Raw genomic sequence first — 21065 nt, forward strand, 5'->3', positions numbered from 1 at the left:
TAACGCGACCGCACCCATCATCGAGGCCGCTGCCTCAAGGGAGAACATCATGAAATCGTCGACGCTCTGGCTGGCCAGCGTGGCCGCCTGCAGCTGCATCAGTGCCATTGCCGCGGCCGATGCGCCCAAGCCCATGCTCATTCGCGACTACACCGACTTTGTGGCCCCGGCGGATCAGCAGGCGTACGAAGCCGGCATCAAGAGCTACAACCAGTGCCTCAACCAGCACGGCTTCAAGTACACGTGGACCGCCTGGTCCCACGAAACCGGCGATACCTACGCCTATTCCTATACCACCGAAGCCGTGCCGTGGTCGGCCTTCGATGCGATGCATGAGACGAGCAAGGCCTGCGACCAGATCTTTCGCGCCAGCGTGAATCCACATCTGAAAAGCGAGGTGAGCGGATTCGTCGAGGCACGCAATGACCTGAGCCACATGCCCAAGGGCATGGCTCTGACGTCGCCGTACATCCAGGTGGTCGATTTCAAGCTCAAGCATGGCCATGAGCCGCACGAGGCCTTCATCGACGTTGCCAAGAAGATCGCCGCCGCCGCCGAGAAGACGAAATGGCCCAGCAACTACATGATCGGCGAGATGCAGCAGGCCGGTCCCGATGCGCCGGATTTCGTCGTCGTGATACCTGCCAAGTCGTGGGAAGACCTTGGCAAGGATCCGGAAACGCCGCTCTGGACCATGGTCGAAAACGTGTACGGCAAGCAGGATGCGCAGGCGATGCGCAAATCGCTCAACGAGGCCACTGAAAGCAGTTCATCCCACGTGGACAGCTACAACACCGAGCTCAGCTACAAGGGCGCTGGCAAATAGCTCCTGCGATGACAGAGGCCGCATCCCGCGGCCTCTGTCGCGCCTTGGTCTCGCACCGCCGCGCCATTCACTGCTCGAGCCGCTCGCGCTTGGCACGAATGGCCTGCCGTACGACATGCCCGAACTGACGACCATGCTCACGCTCTTCGCGCTGGCTGCGTTGCGCGTGTGCCGCTTCGCGTTGCAGCTTGCGATAGTTGTCGAGGCGCCGTGGATCCAGCACCCCCTCCGCGACAGCCTGGATCACAGCGCAACCACTGTCGTCTTCATGCCGGCAATCGCGGAAGCGGCACCGTGAGGCGAGCCGTTCCACGTCATCGAAGACCATGCCCAGATCGGGCGCAGTCGCGCCCAGGCGTAGTTCACGCATGCCCGGCGTATCGATGACCCATGCGCCGATCGTGGTGGCGAACATCTCGCGCGACGTGGTGGTGTGACGCCCGCGCGCGTCGTCCTCGCGAATGCCATGCGTCAGTTGCACGTCTGCACCGATGACGCGGTTGGCCAGCGTGGATTTGCCTACGCCCGACGAGCCCACGAAGGCGACCGTCCTGCCGGGCGCCAGCCATGGCGAGAGTTGTTCCACCGATGAAGGGTCGGTGGCATTGACCGCCACCACGGCCATGGAGGGCGCCAAGCGTTCGGCCATCGCCACGTAGGCCGCCGCGTCGGCGCACAGGTCGGCCTTCGTGAGCACCACCACCGGCGTCACCGAGGCGTCGAACGCCAGCGCCAGATAGCGCTCCAGGCGCGATGGATTGAAGTCCTCGTTGCACGAGGACACGATGAATAGCGCGTCGAGGTTGGCGGCGATGGACTGGCGGCGATGTTCTTCGCCGGCCGCCGTGCGCGCGATGAGCGACTGACGTTCCAGCAGGCGGATCACGCGACCCGCCCCATGTTCCACCAGGACCCAGTCGCCGACGGCGATACCGGCATCGGCTTCGACATGGCGCGGCACCACGGCGGTGCCCTGCCCGCGCGAGGAGAACACATCGAGACCGCCCCGATGCACCGCCGCGACGCGCGCGGGATAGCCCGCCTCGAAATCGTCGAGCGTCAGGTGTTGCGCAAACTCAGGCCGCCAGCCGAGCTGGTGGAGGGAAAAATTCAAAGGCATGGGAGCACCCTGCAGACAAAGAGAACGACGGCCAGCCGGAAACGGGGCCGAACGAATCGCCTGGGTGCGAAGCGGAAGATGAAGCGCGCCGGCGAAAAGCCGGCAGAAAATCAGAAGCGCGTCGACCCGGCGGAGGCTGCTGCTACAACAATCATTGTTCTATTCCTCCTCTTGTTGGGTTGATGGGAGGCGCAGAGTAGCCACGCCATGCAGCACATGCAAGTGCTGCACGTCTTTCGTTAGCCATGACGGAAACGCGTGCGTCGAACGCGCACGCCGGCTGTCTTCGCTGCTTAGATGCGAGCCTTGCGCCGCCCCTTCACGGGCGCCTCGCGCGGCGCGGGCGCGGTCGACTCGCGCAACTGCAGCGAATACGGCACCTGCACCAGCAGGCCGGTGCCTCGGCCGCGCAGCAGTTCCATCAGTTGCAATGCCGCGAGCTTGCCCATGTCGCGGGCTGGCTGGCGCACGGTGGTGAGCGGCGGCCACAGTTGCGTGGCGAGCGGCGTATCGTCGAAACCGCAGACGGAGAGATCCTGCGGGACCTTGAGGCCCCGCTCGTTCGCCGCCCACATCACGCCGGCCGCCATGTCGTCGTTCGCGGCAAAGATGGCCGTTGGCGGTTCGGCAAGCGTAAACAGCTGCCGGGCGGCGAGCACGCCGGAGCCGAAGGTGAACTCGCCTTGCACCACATACTTCGGGTCGTAGGCGATGCCCGCGGCCGCCATCGCGTCCTTGTAGCCGTTGAGTCGCCAGCGGCTGGCGCCGTGGTTGGCAAAGCCGGCGATATAGGCAATGCGGCGATGGCCCTGCTGCAGGAGATGATCGACCAGCGCCTTCGCAGCCTTCTGCTCGTCCATGCAGACGCCGATCACGCCTTCGTGGTTCACCGGCGAGATGCTTGCGTGCGGCACGCCGTGTTCTTGCAGGCGCTTGAGCAAGGGCGCGTAGTCGGTGAGCGGTGGCGTCACGATCACGCCGTCGATGTGGTGGTCGGACACTAGCGCGTCGACGCGACGGATGAAATCCTGGTCGCGTACGCGCAGCGGGCACACCATCATGCTGTAACGGTGCGCATCGCAGGCATCGAGCACGCCGTCCTGGATTTCGGCGAGATAGGTCGAGGCCGGGTTGTCGTTGTTGTCATAAAGCATCGCCACCAGGAACGAGCGGCTGCCGGCCAGGCCGCGCGCGGAAGGGCTGGGGCGATAGTTCATCGATTCCATCGCCGCCAACACCTTCTGGCGGGTGGACTCCTTGACCGAGGGCTCCTCGTTGAGCACGCGCGACACCGTCTTCGGCGAGACGCCCGTCGCGCGCGCTACATCTTCCAGGCGTACCCGCATGTCTTCTCCCGGCCGTGCCAAGCTGCCGGGTGACTATGCCTCCCGGACCGGGGGGCTTACAAGGCGCCGGCAACCACGAGGCCGCGAGCGCCCCCTTGACGCCCGGTCGACCCGATATGACCCAGGCTTCCCTTCGCTGATCGGCCGCTTCGGGACGCGAACATGACCCACACGCCTTCGCCCATCGACGCCTGGAACGGGCACTCCGGATGCACCTGGGTCGATCTTCAGCCGGTGCTCGACGGCATGTTCCGGCCACTCAAGGAGGTGCTGGTCGATGAAGTACGCGCCCGCTCGCCGCGCCGTCTTCTCGATATCGGCTGCGGAACCGGCGACACCACGCTCGCGGCCGCCCGGGCGCTGGGTGAAGACGCCGAATGCGTGGGCGTGGACATATCCCGCCCGATGACGGAAGCCGCGGTCGAACGTGCACGGCGCGATGGCTCTTCCGCGACGTTCATCTGCGACAACGCCCAGACGCATGACTTCGCCGCCGACAGCATCGACATGTTCATCTCGCGCCTTGGCGTGATGTTCTTCGAGCAGGCCGTCATCGCCTTTGCCAACCTGCGGTATGCCGCGCGCAACGACGCCTCGCTGTGCTTCATCGTGTGGCGAAGCGCGGAAGAGAATCCGTACATGACCACGGCCGAACGCGCGGCGGCGTCGGTGATCGAGCTTCCTCCACGCCTGCCCGGGCCGGGCCAGTTCGGATTCGCCGAAAGGGAACGCGCGGCATCGTTGTTGGCGGATGGCGGCTGGAAGCATGTCGACATCCAGCCGCTCGACGTCACCTGCACGTATCCGTCCAGCGAACTGATCGGCTACTTCATGCGCCTGGGGCCGGTGGGCGTCGCGATGCAGCAGGCCGATGAAGCGACACGCACGCGCGTCATCGCCGCCGTAAGGCCCGCCTTTGATCCGTACGTGTTTGGCGACGAAGTGCGTTACAACGCCGCCTGCTGGATCATCCGCGCCCGCGCATCGTGACTGCACAGGCAAGGCCAATCCGGGCGTTCGGTCAAGCAAGCACGAACCGCTCAATCCGCCGCCGCGAAATGCGCCATCTGATCGGCATGTGCCTTGATGAACGCGGGCCGCGCGGTGGCGCGGGCCACATAATCGCGGCACGCAGGGTGGGCTGCGAGCCCATCGAAGCGGTCGACCAGCCGCAAGACGTCCGCCATGACGATGTCGGCGACGGAAAAGGTTCCCGCCAGCCATTCGCGCCCCGCCAGGATCGGTTCCATATGCGTGAGCCGCGCATGCAGGAAACCATCCAGCAGCTTTCGCCCCGCAGCCTCGTCGGTCACCCCGGAGAACACGAAGATGGACCAGGGCACGCTCGCCATTTCCACCGAATTCAGCGCGGCGAACAGCCATTCCATCGCGGTGCTGCGTCCCTGCGGATCGGTGGGCATCAAGGACTCGCTGCGCTGCCCCAGATGCATCAGGATGGCGCCGCTCTCGAAGATCGAGACGTCGCCATCCGTCAACCACGGCACCTGCCCGAAGGGCTGATGCGCGAAGTGCTCGGCGCCCCGTGCATCGAACGGCACGCTCTCGACGCGATACGGCAACCCCGCTTCCTCCATCGCCCAGCGCACGCGCAAATCACGCACATAGCCGCGTGGCATGTCGGGAACCCAGTTGAATGTGGTGAGGATCAGATCAGCCACGCGTGCCTCCCTTCGTCATGCCTGGAATCGTTGGTGGTCATCACGCCAGGCTGGCATGCCTGTCGTGCGCGGCCGGCGCCTCGTTCGACTTGCTGGCCGGCCACGGATCGGCCCAGGCCGGAAGGCGGTCCAGCCCATCGAGCCAGCGGACGATATTCGGAAATTCCGCCAGCGGCATCTCGGAACGACGCCAGTCGCAGGCCATCGCGGCCAGCTGGAAATCGGCGATGGTAAGTCGACCGCATGCCACGAAGTCGCAACCTTCCAGATGGCTATCGAGAACGGCGGCAAGTTGCTTCAAGCCGGGCAATGCCGCAGCCAGCTCCGAGCGGTCCGGCGGGCCGATGTTGAAGGTTTCCTTCACCACGAACTCGAAGTAGAACGGCCCCACCGCGCCTGCCCAGTGATTGTCGTTCCACGACAGCCAGCGAATGACCTCGACCTGTTCGGCAGGGTTGTGCGCCGGCCACAGGTCGGAGCCTTCCTTGATGCACAGGTAGGCATTGATGGCGGACGATTCCCACAGCACGAAGTCGCCGTCGACCAGGGTCGGCGCCTTGCCGTTGGGATTGAGCGCCTTGTACTCGGCGGTCTTGAGACCGCCCGCCTTCGCGTCGACCTGAATGCACTCGGCGTCGATGCCGAGATACTTCACCAGCGCCAGCACACGGCGCGGCGCCTGCGCCTTGATCCAGTAAATCTTCATGTTCGATCTCCGGTTGTTATCCATGACCGATGACCGAGGTTACCCCGCCGCAAAATATGTTAAAGAACATATTTTCAGGCCTGCTATACCTGTCCCCGAGGAGGTTCGCAGTCATGCCCTACAGCCCTGAACATAAAGTGCAGACGCGAGCGCGCGTCGTGGAATCCGCCCGCCGCCTGTTCAATCGCCACGGCTTCGAGCAGGTCACCATCGACCAGGTGATGGCCTCTGCAGGACTCACCCGCGGTGCGTTCTATCACCACTTCGACAGCAAGGACGACCTCTACGCCGCCGCTGTCGCGAGTTTCGAAACCTGCAATCCGTTCGCCACCGCCAACGCGGACCAGGTGGTCAAGGACCCCAAGCGCATGGCGCGCATGCTCGTCGATCTCTACCTCAGCGATGAAGTGCTGGAGAACATCGACCTGCATTGCCCGCTGTATGCGCTGCCGTCCGATGTGGCGCGCGCCGGGCTGGAACCGCAGCAGGCCTATACCGACCTCATGCGCGGCATGCGCCACATCTATCGCTGCGCGCTCAAGGGTATCCGCGACGCGGATCGCCGCGCCGAGGCCATGGTGGCGCTGTGCGTGGGCGGCATGGTGCTTGCGCGCACCACCAACGACCCGGAGCTGCGCAAATCCCTGCGTGAATCCGCACGACACCAGGCGCTGGCCCTGCTGAAACTGGATTGAGCGGGCCGCGCATAGGCCGGCTCGTCCCGCCCCACGCGGCGTGAACGGCTGCTCACGCGCCCATGTCCGGCCATGCCAGAATCGGGCAGACTTTGCGCGGCAGCAGCACGCATCCATTCCGAGGGAGGGGACATGACCGAAGCCAACGAAGAGCGCAAACCGTGCCCGGTATGCGGCGAATCCATCATGGCCGTCGCCAGGAAATGCCGGTTCTGCGGCACCGACCTCGAGGCGTACCAGGCGGCACGCGACGCCACGGTGGAAAAGGTGCTCTTCCAGGGCCATCCGGCGGTGTTCTACAGCTTCGGACAGTACGTCATCGCGGTGATTACGCTGGGCATCGCGGCACTGGTGTACTGGATGCAGAGCATCTCTGTCAGCTACACCATCACCACGCAGCGCATCCGCGTCGAGCGCGGCCTGCTGTCGAAGACGCAGGACAACCTCGAGCTGTTCCGCGTCGATCACTTCGACCTTGAGAAGCCGCTCGGCATGCGACTGCTCGGGCAATGCCTGCTCTGCATGCATTCCTCCGATCGCGACATGCCGTCGGTTCGCCTGTACGGCATCCCCGACCTGGAAGCCATGGCGGACACGCTGCGCGACTGCTCGCTGCGTGAACGCACGCGCCGTCGCGTGCTGCCGGTCGAGAACATGTAAGCCACGTTTCGGTTCCGCATGCGAACAGGGGCGCCACGGCGCCCCTTTCTTTTGCGATGCAGGCACAGGGGTTCGTGCGGCCTCAGAACGCGGCGACGTCGATCACCGCCTTGGCGAACGCCTCGGGCGCTTCCTGCGGCAGGTTGTGGCCGATACCGCCGGTGATCAGGCGATGCTCGTACCTGCCGGTGAACTTCTTCGCATAGGCACTGGGTTCGGGATGCGGCGCACCGTTGGCGTCGCCTTCCATGGTGATGGTGGGGATCGCGATCGCCGGCAGCATGGCGAGCTTCTTTTCGAGGTCGTCGTACCTGGCTTCGCCCTGCGCCAGGCCCAGGCGCCAGCGATAGTTGTGGATCGCCACGGCGACCTGATCCGGGTTGTCCAGCGCCGCCGCCGAGCGCTTGAACGTGGCATCGTCGAACGCCCATTTCGGCGAGGCGGTTTCCCAGATCAACCTGGCGAAGTCGTGCGTGTACTTCGCATAGCCCTCTGCGCCGCGCTCGGTGGTGAAGTAGTACTGATACCACCATTGCTGCTCGGCCTTCGGCGGCAGCGGTGCGCGATTGAGTGCCTGGCTGCCGATCAGGTAGCCGCTCACCGACACCAGCGCCTCGCAACGTTCCGGCCACAACGCGGCCATGATGTCCGCCGTGCGTGCGCCCCAGTCGAAGCCCGCGACGATGGCCTTCTTGATATGCAGCGCATCCAGCAGCGCCAGGCCATCGGCGGCCAGCGCAGCCTGCTGGCCGTTGCGTGGCGTATCGGCCGACAGAAAGTGCGTGTCGCCATAACCGCGCAGGTACGGAATGATCACGCGGTAACCGGCCGCCGCCAGGATCGGCGCAACGTCCACGAAGCTGTAGATGTCATACGGCCAGCCGTGCAGCAGCAACACCGGCTTGCCATTGGCCGGACCTTCTTCCGCATAGGCCACGTCGAGCGCATCCGTCTTCACGCGCTTGATCGACGAGAACGATGTGTGCCCTGTGCGAACGCTCGCCCTGCCGCCGGTGGCGGGCTTGGCCGTCTGTGCGCTGGCGAGCGACATCCAGCCCACCTGCGTGGCCGCCAGCCCCAGGGCTGCCGTGCCCAGAAACGTGCGCCTGCGTTGATCGATACGGTCCGACATGGTCCTCTCCCGGCTGGTTGGTGTACCGGCATAGGAGAGCATCGCCATGTATTGCCATCGTGTCGCCCACCCGGGATCTTTGCATGCCTGTGTATCCGACGGCCCCGTGATACATGCCGATACAAACCGGCCATGCAGGCGCAGCGACCTTCCGGGCCTTGCCCGCCGCCCGGATCGGCGTTACCTCTAGGGCTCCCTGCCGCACGGCATCGCGGCGCCACACCCCCACACTGGAACCTCGCCATGCAGATCGAGCCGGAGAAGACTGCTGTTCGCGTCGCGCTGTGGCGCGCCATGCACACCCTGATCGATCCACCTCCGCATGTGCTGGACGATGCGGTCGGGTTGCAGCTGGTGGCGCCGGATGAAACCTGGCGGCAACGCCCGGACATGGATCCGCAAGGCACCCGCGGCTTTCGCGCCGGCGTGGTGGCCCGGGCGCGCTTCATCGAAGACCTGGTCGCGGAACAGGTAGCGCACGGCGTGACGCAATACGTGCTGCTTGGCGCCGGCCTCGATACCTTCGCGCAACGCCGGCCGGACATCGCCTCGCAGCTGCGCGTCTTCGAAGTGGATCAACCTGGCCCGCAGCTGTGGAAGCGCGAACGCCTGATCGAATCCGGACTGGGCATACCCTCGTGGCTGCACTTCGTGCCGGTGGATTTCGAAGCCGGCCAATCGTGGTGGGAGAAACTGGTCGAAGCCGGCTTCGACACACGCGAGCCCGCGGTGGTGGTTTCCACCGGCGTCTCCATGTACCTCAGTCGCGAAGCCAACATCGCGACGCTGCGCCAGGTCGGCACGCTCGCGCCCGGCTCCTCGCTCGCCATGACCTTCCTGCTGCCGCTGGAGCTGATCGATCCCGCCGAGCGCCCCATGCACCAGATGCTGCACGAACGCGCGCACGCCTCCGGCACGCCCTTCATCAGCTTCTTCAGCCCCGACGACATCATGACGCTCGCGCGCGAGGCGGGTTTCGACACGGCAAGATACGTGTCCAACGATGATCTCAATGCACGTTACTTCACCGGTCGCGCAGATGGCATGGAGGTGCCGCGGGGTGAGGCGTTCCTGATCGCGGCGATCTGATTCCGCCGCAATGACGATGGCCGCGTTTTCGGGATGGTCTTCACCACCGGCTCGCTCGGCTGCACGATCGGCATCGCGCCGAAGTCCTGAGTGGCCGTGAGTGCGAAACGACACAAGTCCGTCGATGCACGGCGAAGAGCCGGATCACACGTCCGACTCTTCGCTCACATGCCAAAGTGCATCGTTATCCCGGCATGGGCAGGCACTCCACGATCTCGATCGAGTCGCCGGGAAAGATCGTGAAATGCGGGTGACCTTCGAACATCCTGGCGGCGGACTCCTGCGAGTCGGCGCGCACCACGGTGTAGCCGGTCAGGTTGTTGCGTGTGCTCTCGATGCCATCCTTGGAGACGCGCAGCGTCTTGCCCAGTGGTGCACCGGTATCGATGATGGCCGCCTTGTGGGTTTCGACCCACTTGCCCCAAGCCTGCATGCCTTCCTGCTCGCGCTTCTTGCGCGCGTCCTCGCTCAAGGCGTTCCATCCGGATGCATTGAACGACGCCTCATTGCCAAGATAAACCGCCAGAAACTGCTTCATGGTCCACTCCTCGCCAGGTGTCCGATGTCGACAGGCGAGCCCAGGGACGGCCCGTCCTGCGATGCATGACTCTACCGGTCGGCCAGCTTACGCCGCGGCAATTTATGTTAAAGAACATATTTTGGGCGCATGCGCGGCCCGGCTTTCAGGCGCTTTCGGCGGGAACGTGGGTATCGATCCAGTCGATGATGAAGATATCCAAGGGCGTGCGTTCCGGCACGTCGATGCCAGCGACGCGAACAAAGGTCGCGGCTGCCTTGATCAGCGACTGACGCGCGATGCTGGTGGCCTGGCGTGCCGCCGCCTGCTTCTGGCGAAGCTGCACGATATGTGCCGACGGCTTTCCCGGCTTGGCGAACTTTTGATAACGCCGCAGCTCGTCCGCCGCGAGCGTGGTGTCGAACGCGGCCTGCAGGGTGGCCTTGCGCGCGGTCAGCAGCAGCGCAAGCGATGCCATCAACTCGGCGCGCGACTCAGGCGGCACAGACAGCAGACTTTCGAGAAGTGGCGGCAAGGTGCCCAGTGCGTCGCGTGGAATATCGCTGCCGGCCTGCTCCAGCCGCGCGAGGAAGCCCGCGTAGGGAAAGCGCATCGCTGCAGTCATAGGAAAACCATCGTTCGTAGAGCGTGACCTACGCCTGCGCTCGGTTCGTTCAACAGCGGGCCAGTATCCCTCAGCCCAGCTCATTCCCGCGGCGCAGGTGAACGCCGAGCTCCGTCGCCAGCTCGCGCATGGCCTCGGTGTCGCGCGACAGTGTCATCCAGCCCGCGAGGCTGTCGTCGTCGGTATCGCGAACCCACAAGGTGTATCCGTGCGGGGCGAGATTATCGTACGCGGTGCCGATGAGTTCGGCGGCATCGACATCGGCATGGAAATCGTCGTCGTCCGGATCGCCATCCCAATCGATGTCGATGTTCCAGCGCGCCGAAAGCTCATCCAGCGCCTGCACCAGTGCACGCGTGTCGTCCGCGCCCACGTGGAATGTCGAACGCCAATCGGCCACCTGCCCCACCGCCTGCGCCACGTCGACGTCGTCGTCCGGCGTATCGCCCACCACATCGCGATAACCGGCGAATTGCTGGAAGGCCGTGTCGTCGTCACCGGGGTTGATCAACAGCAGCAACTGCCAGACCTGGGCCTCCAGCGAGCTGTCGCCATCGTCGTGAAAGTGGTGGCTGGATTCGAAATCGTCGTCGGAGCTCGTCATGGCGTGTCACCTGAAGTCGAAACGGCATGATCGCCGCTGTGGGGCGTGTTGCATAGCACTGCCTGGCATGGGTGCTAGAGCCCGAGCCACAGCCCGCGATCCATCGCTGCCGCCCGACATGCCGGGTGGCCGGCGCCCGGGCTTACTCGGATTCGTCGTCGACCTCCCGACCGTTGATCTTCTGCAGCGGCCGATGATTGTCCGGGAACATCTTCGAGAACGACGCGACCTGCGCCTTGGACATCTGGATGGGATGCGCCAGCACGATCCAGCGCACACCTTCCGTGCATGGCGGCGTGGTCAGCGAACCGCTGTAGACATAGGCCTCGTGGTTCTTCGGAAGCACGGCGGCGAGATCCACGGGAATCGGCTTCCCTGCGGTGGACGATGCGTTGCCCATCGCGGGCGGAAGACTATGGAACACCGGTGCGAGACTCGGATTCTCATCGCCGAGCTTGACCATCACGCCCACGACGAGGATGTGCTTGGCGCCATCCTGATTGACGAAGTGGATTTCCAGCGGAAACCGCGTCTTGTCCACGATGTGTTCGCTGGGCGAGTGGAAGTGGAACTGCGCCAGCCGATAGGTATCGCCTTCGTAGACCACGGTGTCCTTGGCGTCGGTGACATTGGCCTGCACCGTGTGGCCGTTGTTCACCAGGTCCACATCGCCCTTCTCGTAATCGATGTGGAACTCGCCCGCCTTGCCGGGTTTGGCGTCGCGCGACTCCAGGTCGATAGGCGACTGCGCCAGGCCCACGCCACAGGCGGAAAAGCTCGGATCCAGCGATGTCCAATGCGCCGGCCCCGCCTCGCCCGTATAAGCCCAATGCGGCGATGAAGCGCCCTTTTCCGTCGACAAAGGCAACGCCAAGGCGCCCGCCGACGCCGCCGCGACCGCCATGACGGCCACCGCCGCCATATGCCATTTCGATGCCTGCATGACCTTCCCCCAACGACGCTGAGTACGCCCCACGGGAACGGGTCGCGCCGGTCATGTCGATGAAGCGCAGACATGCCACCGTGACCGCCTGCCGTCGACCCGCGTGTATCCCCAGACAGGGCCGACCGGCCGTGGGATTGTCACTCGGAAACCCTTGCGCTGCCGTGAAAAAGGGCCCGACCGCTAGCACGCACACCTTCTTGGTCGCGCCGGCCACATGGATAGGCCTGAATATCCTTTGGGACTCATGTAACCGGCGCGGTCACAACAGCGAAGAACCTGTCATGAAGACATCCCTTTTCGCCAGGCTTGCCATTGCTCCCCTTCCGTTGCCACGCGATATCTACGCCCTGCCGTTGCGGCTGATCATCGGCCTGGGCTTCATGGAGCATGGCTATGCGAAGCTCGCCCGCGGCCCCGATGCGTTCATTGCCATCCTGCATTCAATAGGCATGCCGTTTGCTGGCCTGTTGGGCTGGTCCACGGTCGCGATCGAGCTGATCGGCGGATTGCTTATCCTCCTGGGCGCGTTCATACCACTAGCGGCGCTGCCAATGCTTGTCGTGCTGGCAGTCGCGATCTTCACGGTGCATCTGCCCAATGGCTTCAGCTCGATCAAGCTGATGTCCTACGACGCCATGGGTGCGCACTTCGGCCAACCCGGCTACGAAACGGACCTGCTCTACGCCGCCGGGCTGCTCGCGCTGTGCATCGGCGGCGCCGGTCCCTGGGCGCTGGACAGCTATTGGGCGTCCCGACGCAAACAGGGATGATCCTCCCGCTAGACTGGGCCCAAGGGATGCAACCGCGCGTGCCGGATAGCGCGCTGCCGCATCCACCTACAGTCGATGCTGCCCTACGCGGGCGAGGTGCTGGCGATGGCCGACGCGAGCAAGAGTCCCGAGCGATTGCTGTTCTTCTCCGATGGCGTGTTTGCCATCGTCATTACGCTGCTGGTGCTCGAACTTCGACCACCACATGAAGCTACGTTCGCCGCATTGATTCAACTCTGGCCATCAGGGCTCGCGTATGCGGTGAGCTATCTGTTTCTCGCGATCGTGTGGGTGAACCACCACCACGTATTTCGTTACTCCACCGAGGCTTCGCGATCGCTCATCTGGGCAAACTTCGGACACCTTTTCAGCGTGTCGCTGGTACCCTTCACCACCGCGTGGATCGCCGACTCCGAGCTCGCACCCGTGCCTGTCGTGCTGTACGCCGTGGTCTTCGCCTTCATCAACATCACCTATGTGATGTTGTGCAGGGAAGCCATCGACCGGCAGGGCGTGCGCAAGCTCTCCGCATCGGAGCGCAAGGTCATGAGGATTCGCTCGATGGCCACGCTGAGCACGTTCGTGCTGGCCGCCCTGGTAGCCGTTCGACTTCCCATGGTCGCCATGGTGCTGATTTGTACGTGCCTGGCGATCTACTTGCGGCCGAGCGTGTCCAATCGGCCTTGAGGCACGGGGTCACTCGAGTCAGGGGACGCGCTTCATTCCGCCTCGGAGCAGTTCAATAGCTCCTGAAATGCACCGCCGCGTGCGCGCCATCGCAGAAGGGCTTGTTCTTTGACTGGCCGCATCGGCAGAGCGTCACGCGGTTACGCACTTCGTACTTGAATCCGTCGGCGGAAACGACGGGGATGCCACCGCGCAACCAGAGGGGGCCGCTGCACTCTTCCACCGGATCCTCGATGAGGCCGATGGATACCGGCAGTCCGGTTTCGATGGGCTCACCAGTCGCCCTGTCCCAGGCCACAAGGCGGCCAGACGGGCACTGATTCACCTGCCGAAGGAACATGGCCCGTACCTGCGGATCATCGCTCTCGGCCACCTGATTCCAGACCTGCCCGTTGGGATCGCAGAACCGCGCGAACGCGCAGAGGTTTTCCACATCGGTCAGGGTATGCGCGGGGCCATTCAGTGCCTGCGCCTGATCGAGATACGGCTGCCGGCTTGCCGTTTCGGTACCATCAAAGCCCACTGTCTTATGCGAGCCATCGCAAAACGGCTTCGACCGCGACATGCCACAGCGACATAACGCGTAGCTCGCCGGATGATCCATCGGCGGCCCTTCCTGCCAATTCTCCGAACCGCCTTCGCTGTCAGCGACAACCGTTTGTGTCGCCAGCGCGATATCGCCCACGACCAGATACGGACCATTCCTGGAAACGGTCACCTGGATGTTCGTCACTTCCGATGCCATGCGAATCACTCCCGGGCCATGGGATACTTCTGCTTCGCTACCATGGACCGATGCACGAAGTGGCCGCGTGAATTCGAGATGGACCACACCATAGAGGCGCGAGAAGCCGAACGGGGAGCATTCGAGCGTGGACTTTGCCGCAAGCGTATTCGGCCTGGCGCGCCTAAGTAACGCTCCGTGGACAGTGAGCGACTACGTGCTTACCGTCGTTCCGCTGAGCATCGCGCTTGTGGCAATGATCAGGCGCCAACTTCGAAAGGATGTCGAACCTGACGAGACGCCGGCACGGCAACGCAGGCGATTCCGCCGACGCCATCGGTAGCGTCGGCCAGCCACCATGCAGCGCACATTTGCACGTTCTCCGTGCTGACATCCAAGCTGCGCTCCGATCCGACGTCTCCGCCCTTCGCTAGTGCTAGAACGCTACACGTCTGATAGTACCTAGGGCGAACTGGCGCTCGACGAGGTCGTTGGCGTCGATGCCTCGGTGGCTGCCCGTTGGGGCGTGTCGGCCGGGCACCAGGTCTTGAGGCGCTTGCCTGCGCGGAACAGATCGATGCATTCGCGCATCTCGGCCTTGAAAGCCAGATCAGGTGTATTCACCGGGCAACCGGACGATAGTGGCTGGCCGTCCTTGTACTCGGCGATGCAGCTTGCGAGTGGTGGCGTCTTCGGTGGATTTGGATTGTTGGCCAAAGGCGCGGGTGGCAGGTTGAGGCGTTCATCGCGATCCATGGACGACACTGGAGGCGGCGGCGCGGCGCATAGCGGGTTGGCGGCCGTGCTCTTCTTGTCGGGATCGCAGACGCTTTTGGCGATTGCCTTGATCGCATCGCCTATATGACGCCCCACGGCGCCACCGGCGGTTTCGTTCGGCGGCGGGAAGTACTTTTCGAAGCGCGTGGCCTTGTACTGCATGCGGTTGCTGTCGTGCTGCATGATCTGGCGATCATCCGTCGGCTTGGCCGGTTCGGCCTTGGCGTTCGCGTCTGCTGTTGCCGACGTCGATGCCGTGGGCGGCAGATGAACCCCGAACACATGAATGGCGGGCGGCGTGGCAACAGAGGCCGCCGGCGCAGGCGCCGCCTGATGATCCTGCATGACCATGGCGTCACGGCGGGGCTTTTCGCGCGCTACTGGCTTGATGGGCGACGTCGCCACTGGCTGCGGCGCCATCGTCTTCTCGGGCACCGTGGATGGTCCCGGCGGCGGCGCGGCTGGCGACTTGCTGGGGCGATCGATCAACCGAACAATCAACGCACGATCGTTGCCGGCGCTTTCCATTGCACGTTGCTGCGACCCGGGCTGCATTTCGTACCACAACGCCAAGGCAAACAGCGCGTGCAGCGCACACACAAGAACCCATGCGAGCGTCAGTGCCGGCCGCGTCAGCGGCGGCTGTCGCCAGCGCCTTCGCCCTAAAGCCTGGCGCGTTTCGCTGTCGAGCAGTGCCAGGCCTCGGGCACGATCACCTTCTTGTTTATCTCCACCCCGCCCAGAACGTTCCACGACCCTGCCTCATGCAAGCCAATTATCCCCGGCAAAAACCTGCGCATATCGGCGGCGCGTGTTGAGGCGAGCCACGATAGACAGGTTCTTTTGTCGAGGGTTCCCCGGGCGGGAGCCAAAACAGGAGTCAAAGGGAGCGCAGTTGCCGTGAAGGTTCGATAGCCATCGAGGCTGTTCGAATGCCCCTCATATGGGTTGTCGTACTGCTCGAAAGAAGCGCGTGTTCAGAGTGGTTATTGCGAAAGAAATAACGACACATGCGCCCCGCTTCTCTCAATGATGAGAGGCCGCCGGAGCTCCACCGACATTGGATGCGACCAGCCCTAGTCCCTTCCAGAATTCCGGTGGATAGGACAACGCCGGGGATCCAACCCATCCTCGCACCACGTCGAGTTCATAGCCATCGCCTACACGCTTGTACGACACGGAGTTCAGTGCGATGGCATCCCAGTCGCCGGTAAAGGTGAGGTCCTGAAGCTTTTCCGGGTAGCTTCCATGCCGCAGCTTGTACAACTCGACAAGAGCGATCGTCGTCTTGAAATGCTGATCGCCAAACTTGGCATCAGCCTCCTGCTTGAGCGCACAGGCGGTTGCGAGCGTGATCGCACAGATGACGAACAGCCATCTAGCGGTCTTCTTGAGCATGTGTCTCTCCTGATCCGGATACTTCGGCAAGATCGAGACATCGCCCTGGCCTTTGATAGCCACGATGCTCTGTCCTCAAAAAACCAGGGCCAGAGTCGCCTTTATGGAAAAGTGCGCCCTGGCCCTGCCTTGAATGATGAATTATCGACGTGCAGCAGATCAGGCAGCAGTCGCCGCCGCCACGCCGCTCACTGCGTCGTCACCGCACACGTCGCGCCATAGGTGATACATGACGCCGAACATCACCGCGAACATCGCCAGCATCATGGCGAGGTAGAGCGGGATCATCAGCACCAGCGTCAACCACGCCCCGACGAGCTTGCCAATCAGGGTCAGCAGAAGCGCGACGATCGCGAAGGCGATCACGATCACAACCCAGGCGAGCACGAGGCTCACGGCAAACACGAGCAATGGCAGCAGGTTCTTCAGCGCGCCGACCAAGCCGTCGCCGATGGCACCGAACACACTGCGTTTGCCCAGTGCGACCTGGCCAAGGCTGATCGCGTAATAGCCCGTCATGAAAAGACCAAACACCATGATGAGCGCCATGGCGGTGCCAAAGCCCGGCGGCAGACCCGGTGGTGGCTGGTGGGCGGCCTGTGCCGTCATCACCTGCATGTACCAGCTGGCAATGCCACTGCCTGCCACCGCGATAACGATGGCGATCACGATGATGTAAAGCAGGATGTTCGCCAGCCCGAATGCGATCAGGCGCCACGCTTCGCCGCGCCGGTACGGGTTGAAAATGTCGAGCGCGCTCGCCGACAAACCACGCTCCGTTGCGTCGACAACCTGCAGGTAGCCCGCGTAGAGCGGCATGATCAACAAGCTGATCAGCATCGAAATGGCCATCATCGAGACAAGGGCGGTCGGGCTCTGCGCCATGCCGGTGCCTATCGCGCCGAACTGCATCGGCAGCGTGACCAGCGTCGGCAACAGGCACGCCACGACCAGCAGGGCTGCGCCTCCCAGCATGGGCTTGGGATGACGGAAGCCCGCACTGAAGCCATTCGTCAGCCAGCCAAAGCCAGCTGCCGGTCCATTGGATCGTGTCGCCATGTTTTCCCCTTTTTGGATCAGCGCCCCCGCGCCGAGCAGGCCCAGCATAGCCGGTGGCGACAAGGCTACCTAGGGAATGCTTCATCGTCGGGGCAAGCCCGGAAGCAGAGTCCACCCACCGAAGAAGCGGTTCAAGCCCGATCCCGCTCGCCCATGACGCTGGCACCGGCTTCTCCTCAGCGATAGCCTTCAGGCATGCCGCTAGCTCACCACGTTTGAGTGGCGCTAATCAGGGGGATATATGGGAAAGCGCAAGGAACGCGGTTTCGACGTGCTGGCGTCGTTGCACTGGCCGGTGTGCCTGGTGCTGGGGCTGATCGGCTTCATCGGCATCCAGTACGGCATCGGTTGGCTGTGGGGGTCGAGCAGCCATCCGTTCTTGGCGGGGTTCGCCAAGGCGGTGTCGATGGGCCTCGACAGGCCTTTGGCATGGTTCGCCCTATTCGTTTGCAGCGCCGCAGCATTTGCGTCGTTCCTCGACCGGCGCAGACGTCGCCGCCTGCTGGAGTCCCAGACCGGCATGGACAGCCTCAGCAGCATGGACTGGCGTTCATTCGAACGCCTGGCCGGCGAAGCCTTTCGGCGGCAGGGCTATGCCGTGAAAGAAACCGGCCAGGGCGGTGCTGACGGCGGTATCGATCTGGAGCTGAGCAAGGACGGCCAGATCACCCTGGTCCAATGCAAACAATGGCGCTCACAACGCGTCGGTGTGCAGACCGTGCGGGAGATGTACGGCATCCTGGTGGACCGGGGCGCCGCCGCCGTGAAGATCGTCGCCCTCGGTCACTACACGTCCGATGCCGCAGCGTTCGCTCGCGGCAAACGCATCGAACTGGTCGATGGTCACGCATTGCTCGCCACGATCAAGGGCATCCAGGCGAGGAAGGAACCTGACGGCGCGTTGGATCATCCCTTGGTTTTCGTCGGTGGCCTGGCGGTCTGCCTGCTGTTCGCGGTCGCGCCGCCCAAGCAGCAGCCGGAGCGTCCTGCCATCGTACCGAACGCATCATTGCCGTCCTCACCCGCACCACGCCAAAGCACTATTGCCACGCAAGGCGCGCCGGCGATCCGGACTGCTTCCACTCCCGTGCAGGCTGCCGCATCGCCGAGCCAAAAGGTCTACAAGGCAGACCCACCCATGTCGAATGAGGAGCTACGCGATTGGGAGAAGAGGAATCGCGAAGCCATGAAGATTCTGGAGAAGACCACGCCGGAGCTGGAGACGGCGCCGACACATTGAGGCCGATCGCCACAAAGAATGCACCAAGTGCACTTCTTCAGTCATTCGAAGGTCGACCTGAACCTTCTTGGCGACGGGTTGGCCAGAACGTGAAAGTGAATAGCGAACAACCCCTCCGGCGGCGAGATGCTACTTAGCAAGGAAATAGCAGTAACGCCACGAAAGCTTGCCATCGTGATTACTCGATCGGGACTAACGTTTTTGGCGGCATCAAGATACCGCGGCCATGAAAACGCGTCATGTGTTCAGCGTGCCAGACATCCAGGCGGCCGGCGTCGCGATGAAGGTGGCGCGCGACTGCGGGATCGCCGACCGGGACATCTCTTTGATTGCGCGCTCGGACATCGAGTTGGCGGCCATCCCCTGCGAGCGGAAAGTCGTCGAAGGCGACTTCTATCCAGCGGCGATACGAGGGGTGCTTGGCGGCGCGGCAACGGGGTTGCTGGGCGGCTTGGTGGCCATAGCGATCCCGCCATTGGGTTTTACATTCGCCGGTGCGGCCGCCATGACACTGGGTGGAGCGGCGGTAGGCGGTTGGGCTACCGCGCTGGCGGGATCCGCCGTCGAGGATCCGGTGCGTCGGAAATTCCATGACGAACTCGCCAAGGGGCGAATCCTGGTGGTGCTCGACGCGCCACGGGATTTGCTTGAGCGAGTCGAGCCATCCATGGAACACATGGGCGCCACGCTGCTTCCTTTCGACAAGCCGACCCTGATGACCTGACATGGCTCCACGTCGAGCGGGAAACCCGAGGCCGATCTGGCATGGCGTCCACCATGGGACGGGTACCTGCCTGAAGCTGACTGGCAAACCCGATTTTACGACTTACTAAGATTCCACTGATGGCACCACAACGGTCCGTCACCTAATCTGACCCTGCTCCCGAGTTGGCAGGACAACTCGGCCAAGCATGCGACCGCCATCCTGGCGGAGCACCAACGGACCGCTGAGCACGGCGGACCGGCTGGACTGATGGGCGGCCACGCAAGGGCCGCCCATTTCCTTTTCTGGCTTCGGCTCATCCCAGGGCCTCGGTGACGTTGCAGGCGCGTTCGCCTGCGAGCTCCACCTTGGATCACCTCAGCCCGCTTTCACTGCCGTTTCGGTCGAGAAAGCCCCACCACGCGAAGCGCTGCTCTGAGAGCTTCTTCATTCCCCTCGGGTGGCCGCCCACTCGCCTCGCGCACCAACTTGCCGTCCTTGAAAAATAGAACGTCGGCGTTGCCCAGTTTTCAAACATGGGCCACTCGCTTTGGCGGTAGACCAGGGCGGTCGGCGGAACCCTGTGGGCCTGATTCCAGCTCGCCAGGCTGGCGGACCTTAATGAATCCGTCCTGGGGAGTGATCCAGGTCGAGTGCGCATGGAAGATGGGTAGCAGCACATCGCTTCCGATGCGCTACGTGAGAAATGGCAGTTCGGATGGGAAACGACAACGACCTGTGTCGTCGCGATGGCGAGAGACACCACCTTCCGATGAAAGCTGCACTCGCCATTGGACTAGGTAAAGCGCAGATGGCTCCGAATAGCCGACCGGAACATCATTTACGACCCTCGGGAGCGGTGGCCTCCCGATCACGGGATGTGCTTGTAGAAAACTGCCCGCTTCATCAAAGCCGTGATAAGCGAACAGCGAATGATAGAAATCGTGTGCAGACGTTGCGCCCACCCGATGGAATGGCACATCAAGTTAAAAGCTTGATCAACATCTTCGAAGATTCGAATAGAGCGGAAGGTGCTGATGTTCATTGACATCAACTCCCACGGCCACGCGCGGAGTTCACTTGCAAACCCACTACTCACCTCGATCCGCCAAGTGACGTCAGGCATTCAAATCGTGGACGGGGTTGTTCCCGTGGAGCGATGACAACTAGCGCCGCGGTCCACCGGTGCGTTCCGGACTCACGGGCCCAGGCCCTAGCGCAGCGTGAGGCAATGCTGATTTGCAACCGTGAGGGTGGACAAAAATACGATAGTTCACGCAGATTACAACCTAAAAAGGAGGCTTCAATGACGACAAAATGGACTGTGGTGATGGCCTTGCTTTTGATACCCAGCCTCAGCAACGCTTCTTCCGGAGTGCATGACGAGCAGGCGGTGATTTCTCGCTTATACGGTTTGCGTCCTTCGTATGGGCAATGTCTAGACAAAGCGTCATCCGCCACTGCCCCCATGCGGACATGCGCGATGGATGAGCTTGACTATCAGGACAAGCGTCTGAATAAGGCCTATCGCGCACTGATGGCCAAGCTTGGCCCCGCGCTTCAGGCAAAGCTCAAAGCGGAAGAAACCATATGGATTCAGTATCGGGACAATCGCTGCGCGGCGATTGTTGATGGTCTCGAGCGGCCAGAACTCGATGCACTAAGTTGCATGGTCGACGAAACCGGAAAACAGGCGTCGGACTTGGAAGCGAGATTGTTTATCCAATAGAAATCCGAGTTTCTTTCAGGGTAGTAGCGAAGA

24 protein-coding genes are annotated in these 21065 nt (G+C 63.1%); 10 read left to right on the top strand and 14 right to left on the bottom strand.

Going from position 1 to position 21065, the window contains the following annotated elements:
• Positions 1–49 precede the first annotated feature (49 nt).
• Positions 50–826, top strand: coding sequence for a hypothetical protein (locus CA260_RS17790; protein ID WP_111984328.1), 777 nt, complete (start codon positions 50–52; stop codon positions 824–826).
• Positions 827–893: 67 nt separating this feature from the next.
• Here CA260_RS17790 and rsgA read toward each other — a convergent pair whose 3' ends face one another.
• Together rsgA and CA260_RS17800 are read right to left on the bottom strand one after the other, a co-directional pair.
• Positions 894–1946 (bottom strand): ribosome small subunit-dependent GTPase A, encoded by a 1053-nt coding sequence (gene rsgA, locus CA260_RS17795; RefSeq protein WP_111984329.1) that lies wholly within the window; start codon positions 1944–1946, stop codon positions 894–896.
• A gap of 293 nt (positions 1947–2239) precedes the next feature.
• A complete protein-coding gene (locus tag CA260_RS17800; RefSeq protein ID WP_111984330.1) occupies positions 2240–3292 on the bottom strand; it encodes a LacI family DNA-binding transcriptional regulator in 1053 nt (350 codons plus the stop codon).
• 162 nt (positions 3293–3454) lie between these two features.
• Here CA260_RS17800 and CA260_RS17805 point away from each other — a divergent pair, with 162 nt between their 5' ends.
• Positions 3455–4282 carry a class I SAM-dependent methyltransferase gene (locus tag CA260_RS17805; protein WP_111984331.1) on the top strand — a complete coding sequence of 276 codons (828 nt, stop codon included), beginning with the start codon at positions 3455–3457 and terminating at the stop codon, positions 4280–4282.
• Positions 4283–4332: 50 nt separating this feature from the next.
• Here the strand turns inward: CA260_RS17805 and CA260_RS17810 are convergent, their stop codons facing one another.
• Both CA260_RS17810 and CA260_RS17815 read right to left on the bottom strand, forming a co-directional pair.
• Positions 4333–4971 carry a glutathione S-transferase family protein gene (locus CA260_RS17810; protein WP_111984332.1) on the bottom strand — a complete coding sequence of 213 codons (639 nt, stop codon included), beginning with the start codon at positions 4969–4971 and terminating at the stop codon, positions 4333–4335.
• Positions 4972–5011: 40 nt separating this feature from the next.
• Complete coding sequence (locus CA260_RS17815) at positions 5012–5677, bottom strand: glutathione S-transferase family protein (protein ID WP_111984333.1); 666 nt, start codon at positions 5675–5677, stop codon at positions 5012–5014.
• Positions 5678–5835: 158 nt separating this feature from the next.
• On the opposite strand from CA260_RS17815, the gene CA260_RS17820 reads away from it, so the two are divergent.
• Positions 5836–6372 (top strand): TetR/AcrR family transcriptional regulator, encoded by a 537-nt coding sequence (locus tag CA260_RS17820; RefSeq protein WP_202864102.1) that lies wholly within the window; start codon positions 5836–5838, stop codon positions 6370–6372.
• Between the two features lie 132 nt (positions 6373–6504).
• A complete protein-coding gene (locus tag CA260_RS17825; protein WP_172461888.1) occupies positions 6505–7032 on the top strand; it encodes a PH domain-containing protein in 528 nt (175 codons plus the stop codon).
• An 82-nt stretch (positions 7033–7114) separates the two neighbouring features.
• On the opposite strand, the gene CA260_RS17830 is transcribed toward CA260_RS17825, so the two are convergent.
• The gene (locus tag CA260_RS17830) at positions 7115–8164 is read right to left on the bottom strand and encodes an alpha/beta fold hydrolase (protein WP_111984336.1); all 1050 of its coding nucleotides are present in this window, start codon (positions 8162–8164) and stop codon (positions 7115–7117) included.
• 243 nt (positions 8165–8407) lie between these two features.
• Between CA260_RS17830 and CA260_RS17835 the strand changes: the two genes are divergently transcribed.
• A complete protein-coding gene (locus tag CA260_RS17835) occupies positions 8408–9253 on the top strand; it encodes a class I SAM-dependent methyltransferase (RefSeq protein WP_111984337.1) in 846 nt (281 codons plus the stop codon).
• Positions 9254–9437: 184 nt separating this feature from the next.
• Here the strand turns inward: CA260_RS17835 and CA260_RS17840 are convergent, their stop codons facing one another.
• From CA260_RS17840 to CA260_RS17855, 4 genes are all read right to left on the bottom strand, one after another.
• Positions 9438–9791 (bottom strand): hypothetical protein, encoded by a 354-nt coding sequence (locus CA260_RS17840; protein ID WP_111984338.1) that lies wholly within the window; start codon positions 9789–9791, stop codon positions 9438–9440.
• Between the two features lie 145 nt (positions 9792–9936).
• Positions 9937–10395 carry a hypothetical protein gene (locus CA260_RS17845; protein ID WP_111984339.1) on the bottom strand — a complete coding sequence of 153 codons (459 nt, stop codon included), beginning with the start codon at positions 10393–10395 and terminating at the stop codon, positions 9937–9939.
• A 70-nt stretch (positions 10396–10465) separates the two neighbouring features.
• Positions 10466–10999 (bottom strand): DUF6630 family protein, encoded by a 534-nt coding sequence (locus tag CA260_RS17850; protein ID WP_111984340.1) that lies wholly within the window; start codon positions 10997–10999, stop codon positions 10466–10468.
• 142 nt (positions 11000–11141) lie between these two features.
• Positions 11142–11942 carry a carbonic anhydrase gene (locus CA260_RS17855; RefSeq protein WP_111984341.1) on the bottom strand — a complete coding sequence of 267 codons (801 nt, stop codon included), beginning with the start codon at positions 11940–11942 and terminating at the stop codon, positions 11142–11144.
• 284 nt (positions 11943–12226) lie between these two features.
• Here CA260_RS17855 and CA260_RS17860 point away from each other — a divergent pair, with 284 nt between their 5' ends.
• Positions 12227–12715, top strand: coding sequence for a DoxX family protein (locus tag CA260_RS17860; RefSeq protein ID WP_111984342.1), 489 nt, complete (start codon positions 12227–12229; stop codon positions 12713–12715).
• Between the two features lie 75 nt (positions 12716–12790).
• A complete protein-coding gene (locus CA260_RS17865) occupies positions 12791–13402 on the top strand; it encodes a TMEM175 family protein (protein WP_202864103.1) in 612 nt (203 codons plus the stop codon).
• A gap of 52 nt (positions 13403–13454) precedes the next feature.
• Here the strand turns inward: CA260_RS17865 and CA260_RS17870 are convergent, their stop codons facing one another.
• The 4 genes from CA260_RS17870 to CA260_RS17885 form a co-directional block, all read right to left on the bottom strand.
• Entirely contained in the window at positions 13455–14147 is a 693-nt protein-coding gene (locus tag CA260_RS17870) for a CDGSH iron-sulfur domain-containing protein (RefSeq protein WP_111984343.1), read from the bottom strand.
• 441 nt (positions 14148–14588) lie between these two features.
• Positions 14589–15431 (bottom strand): hypothetical protein, encoded by an 843-nt coding sequence (locus CA260_RS17875; protein ID WP_238149808.1) that lies wholly within the window; start codon positions 15429–15431, stop codon positions 14589–14591.
• 498 nt (positions 15432–15929) lie between these two features.
• The gene (locus CA260_RS17880) at positions 15930–16301 is read right to left on the bottom strand and encodes a hypothetical protein (protein ID WP_111984465.1); all 372 of its coding nucleotides are present in this window, start codon (positions 16299–16301) and stop codon (positions 15930–15932) included.
• A 159-nt stretch (positions 16302–16460) separates the two neighbouring features.
• Positions 16461–17408, bottom strand: coding sequence for a hypothetical protein (locus tag CA260_RS17885; RefSeq protein WP_111984344.1), 948 nt, complete (start codon positions 17406–17408; stop codon positions 16461–16463).
• A gap of 193 nt (positions 17409–17601) precedes the next feature.
• Here CA260_RS17885 and CA260_RS17890 point away from each other — a divergent pair, with 193 nt between their 5' ends.
• Both CA260_RS17890 and CA260_RS17895 read left to right on the top strand, forming a co-directional pair.
• The gene (locus CA260_RS17890) at positions 17602–18600 is read left to right on the top strand and encodes a restriction endonuclease (protein WP_111984345.1); all 999 of its coding nucleotides are present in this window, start codon (positions 17602–17604) and stop codon (positions 18598–18600) included.
• A 226-nt stretch (positions 18601–18826) separates the two neighbouring features.
• On the top strand, positions 18827–19324 hold the full coding sequence (locus tag CA260_RS17895) for a hypothetical protein (RefSeq protein WP_111984346.1): 498 nt from the start codon (positions 18827–18829) through the stop codon (positions 19322–19324).
• Between the two features lie 850 nt (positions 19325–20174).
• On the opposite strand, the gene CA260_RS21205 is transcribed toward CA260_RS17895, so the two are convergent.
• Positions 20175–20348: a hypothetical protein gene (locus CA260_RS21205; RefSeq protein WP_172461889.1), complete on the bottom strand. Its 174-nt coding sequence runs from the start codon at positions 20346–20348 to the stop codon at positions 20175–20177.
• A 261-nt stretch (positions 20349–20609) separates the two neighbouring features.
• Between CA260_RS21205 and CA260_RS17905 the strand changes: the two genes are divergently transcribed.
• Positions 20610–21032 (top strand): lysozyme inhibitor LprI family protein, encoded by a 423-nt coding sequence (locus CA260_RS17905; protein WP_172461890.1) that lies wholly within the window; start codon positions 20610–20612, stop codon positions 21030–21032.
• Positions 21033–21065 lie beyond the last annotated feature (33 nt).

Source organism: Dyella jiangningensis, assembly GCF_003264855.1.
Taxonomy (GTDB): domain Bacteria; phylum Pseudomonadota; class Gammaproteobacteria; order Xanthomonadales; family Rhodanobacteraceae; genus Dyella; species Dyella jiangningensis_C.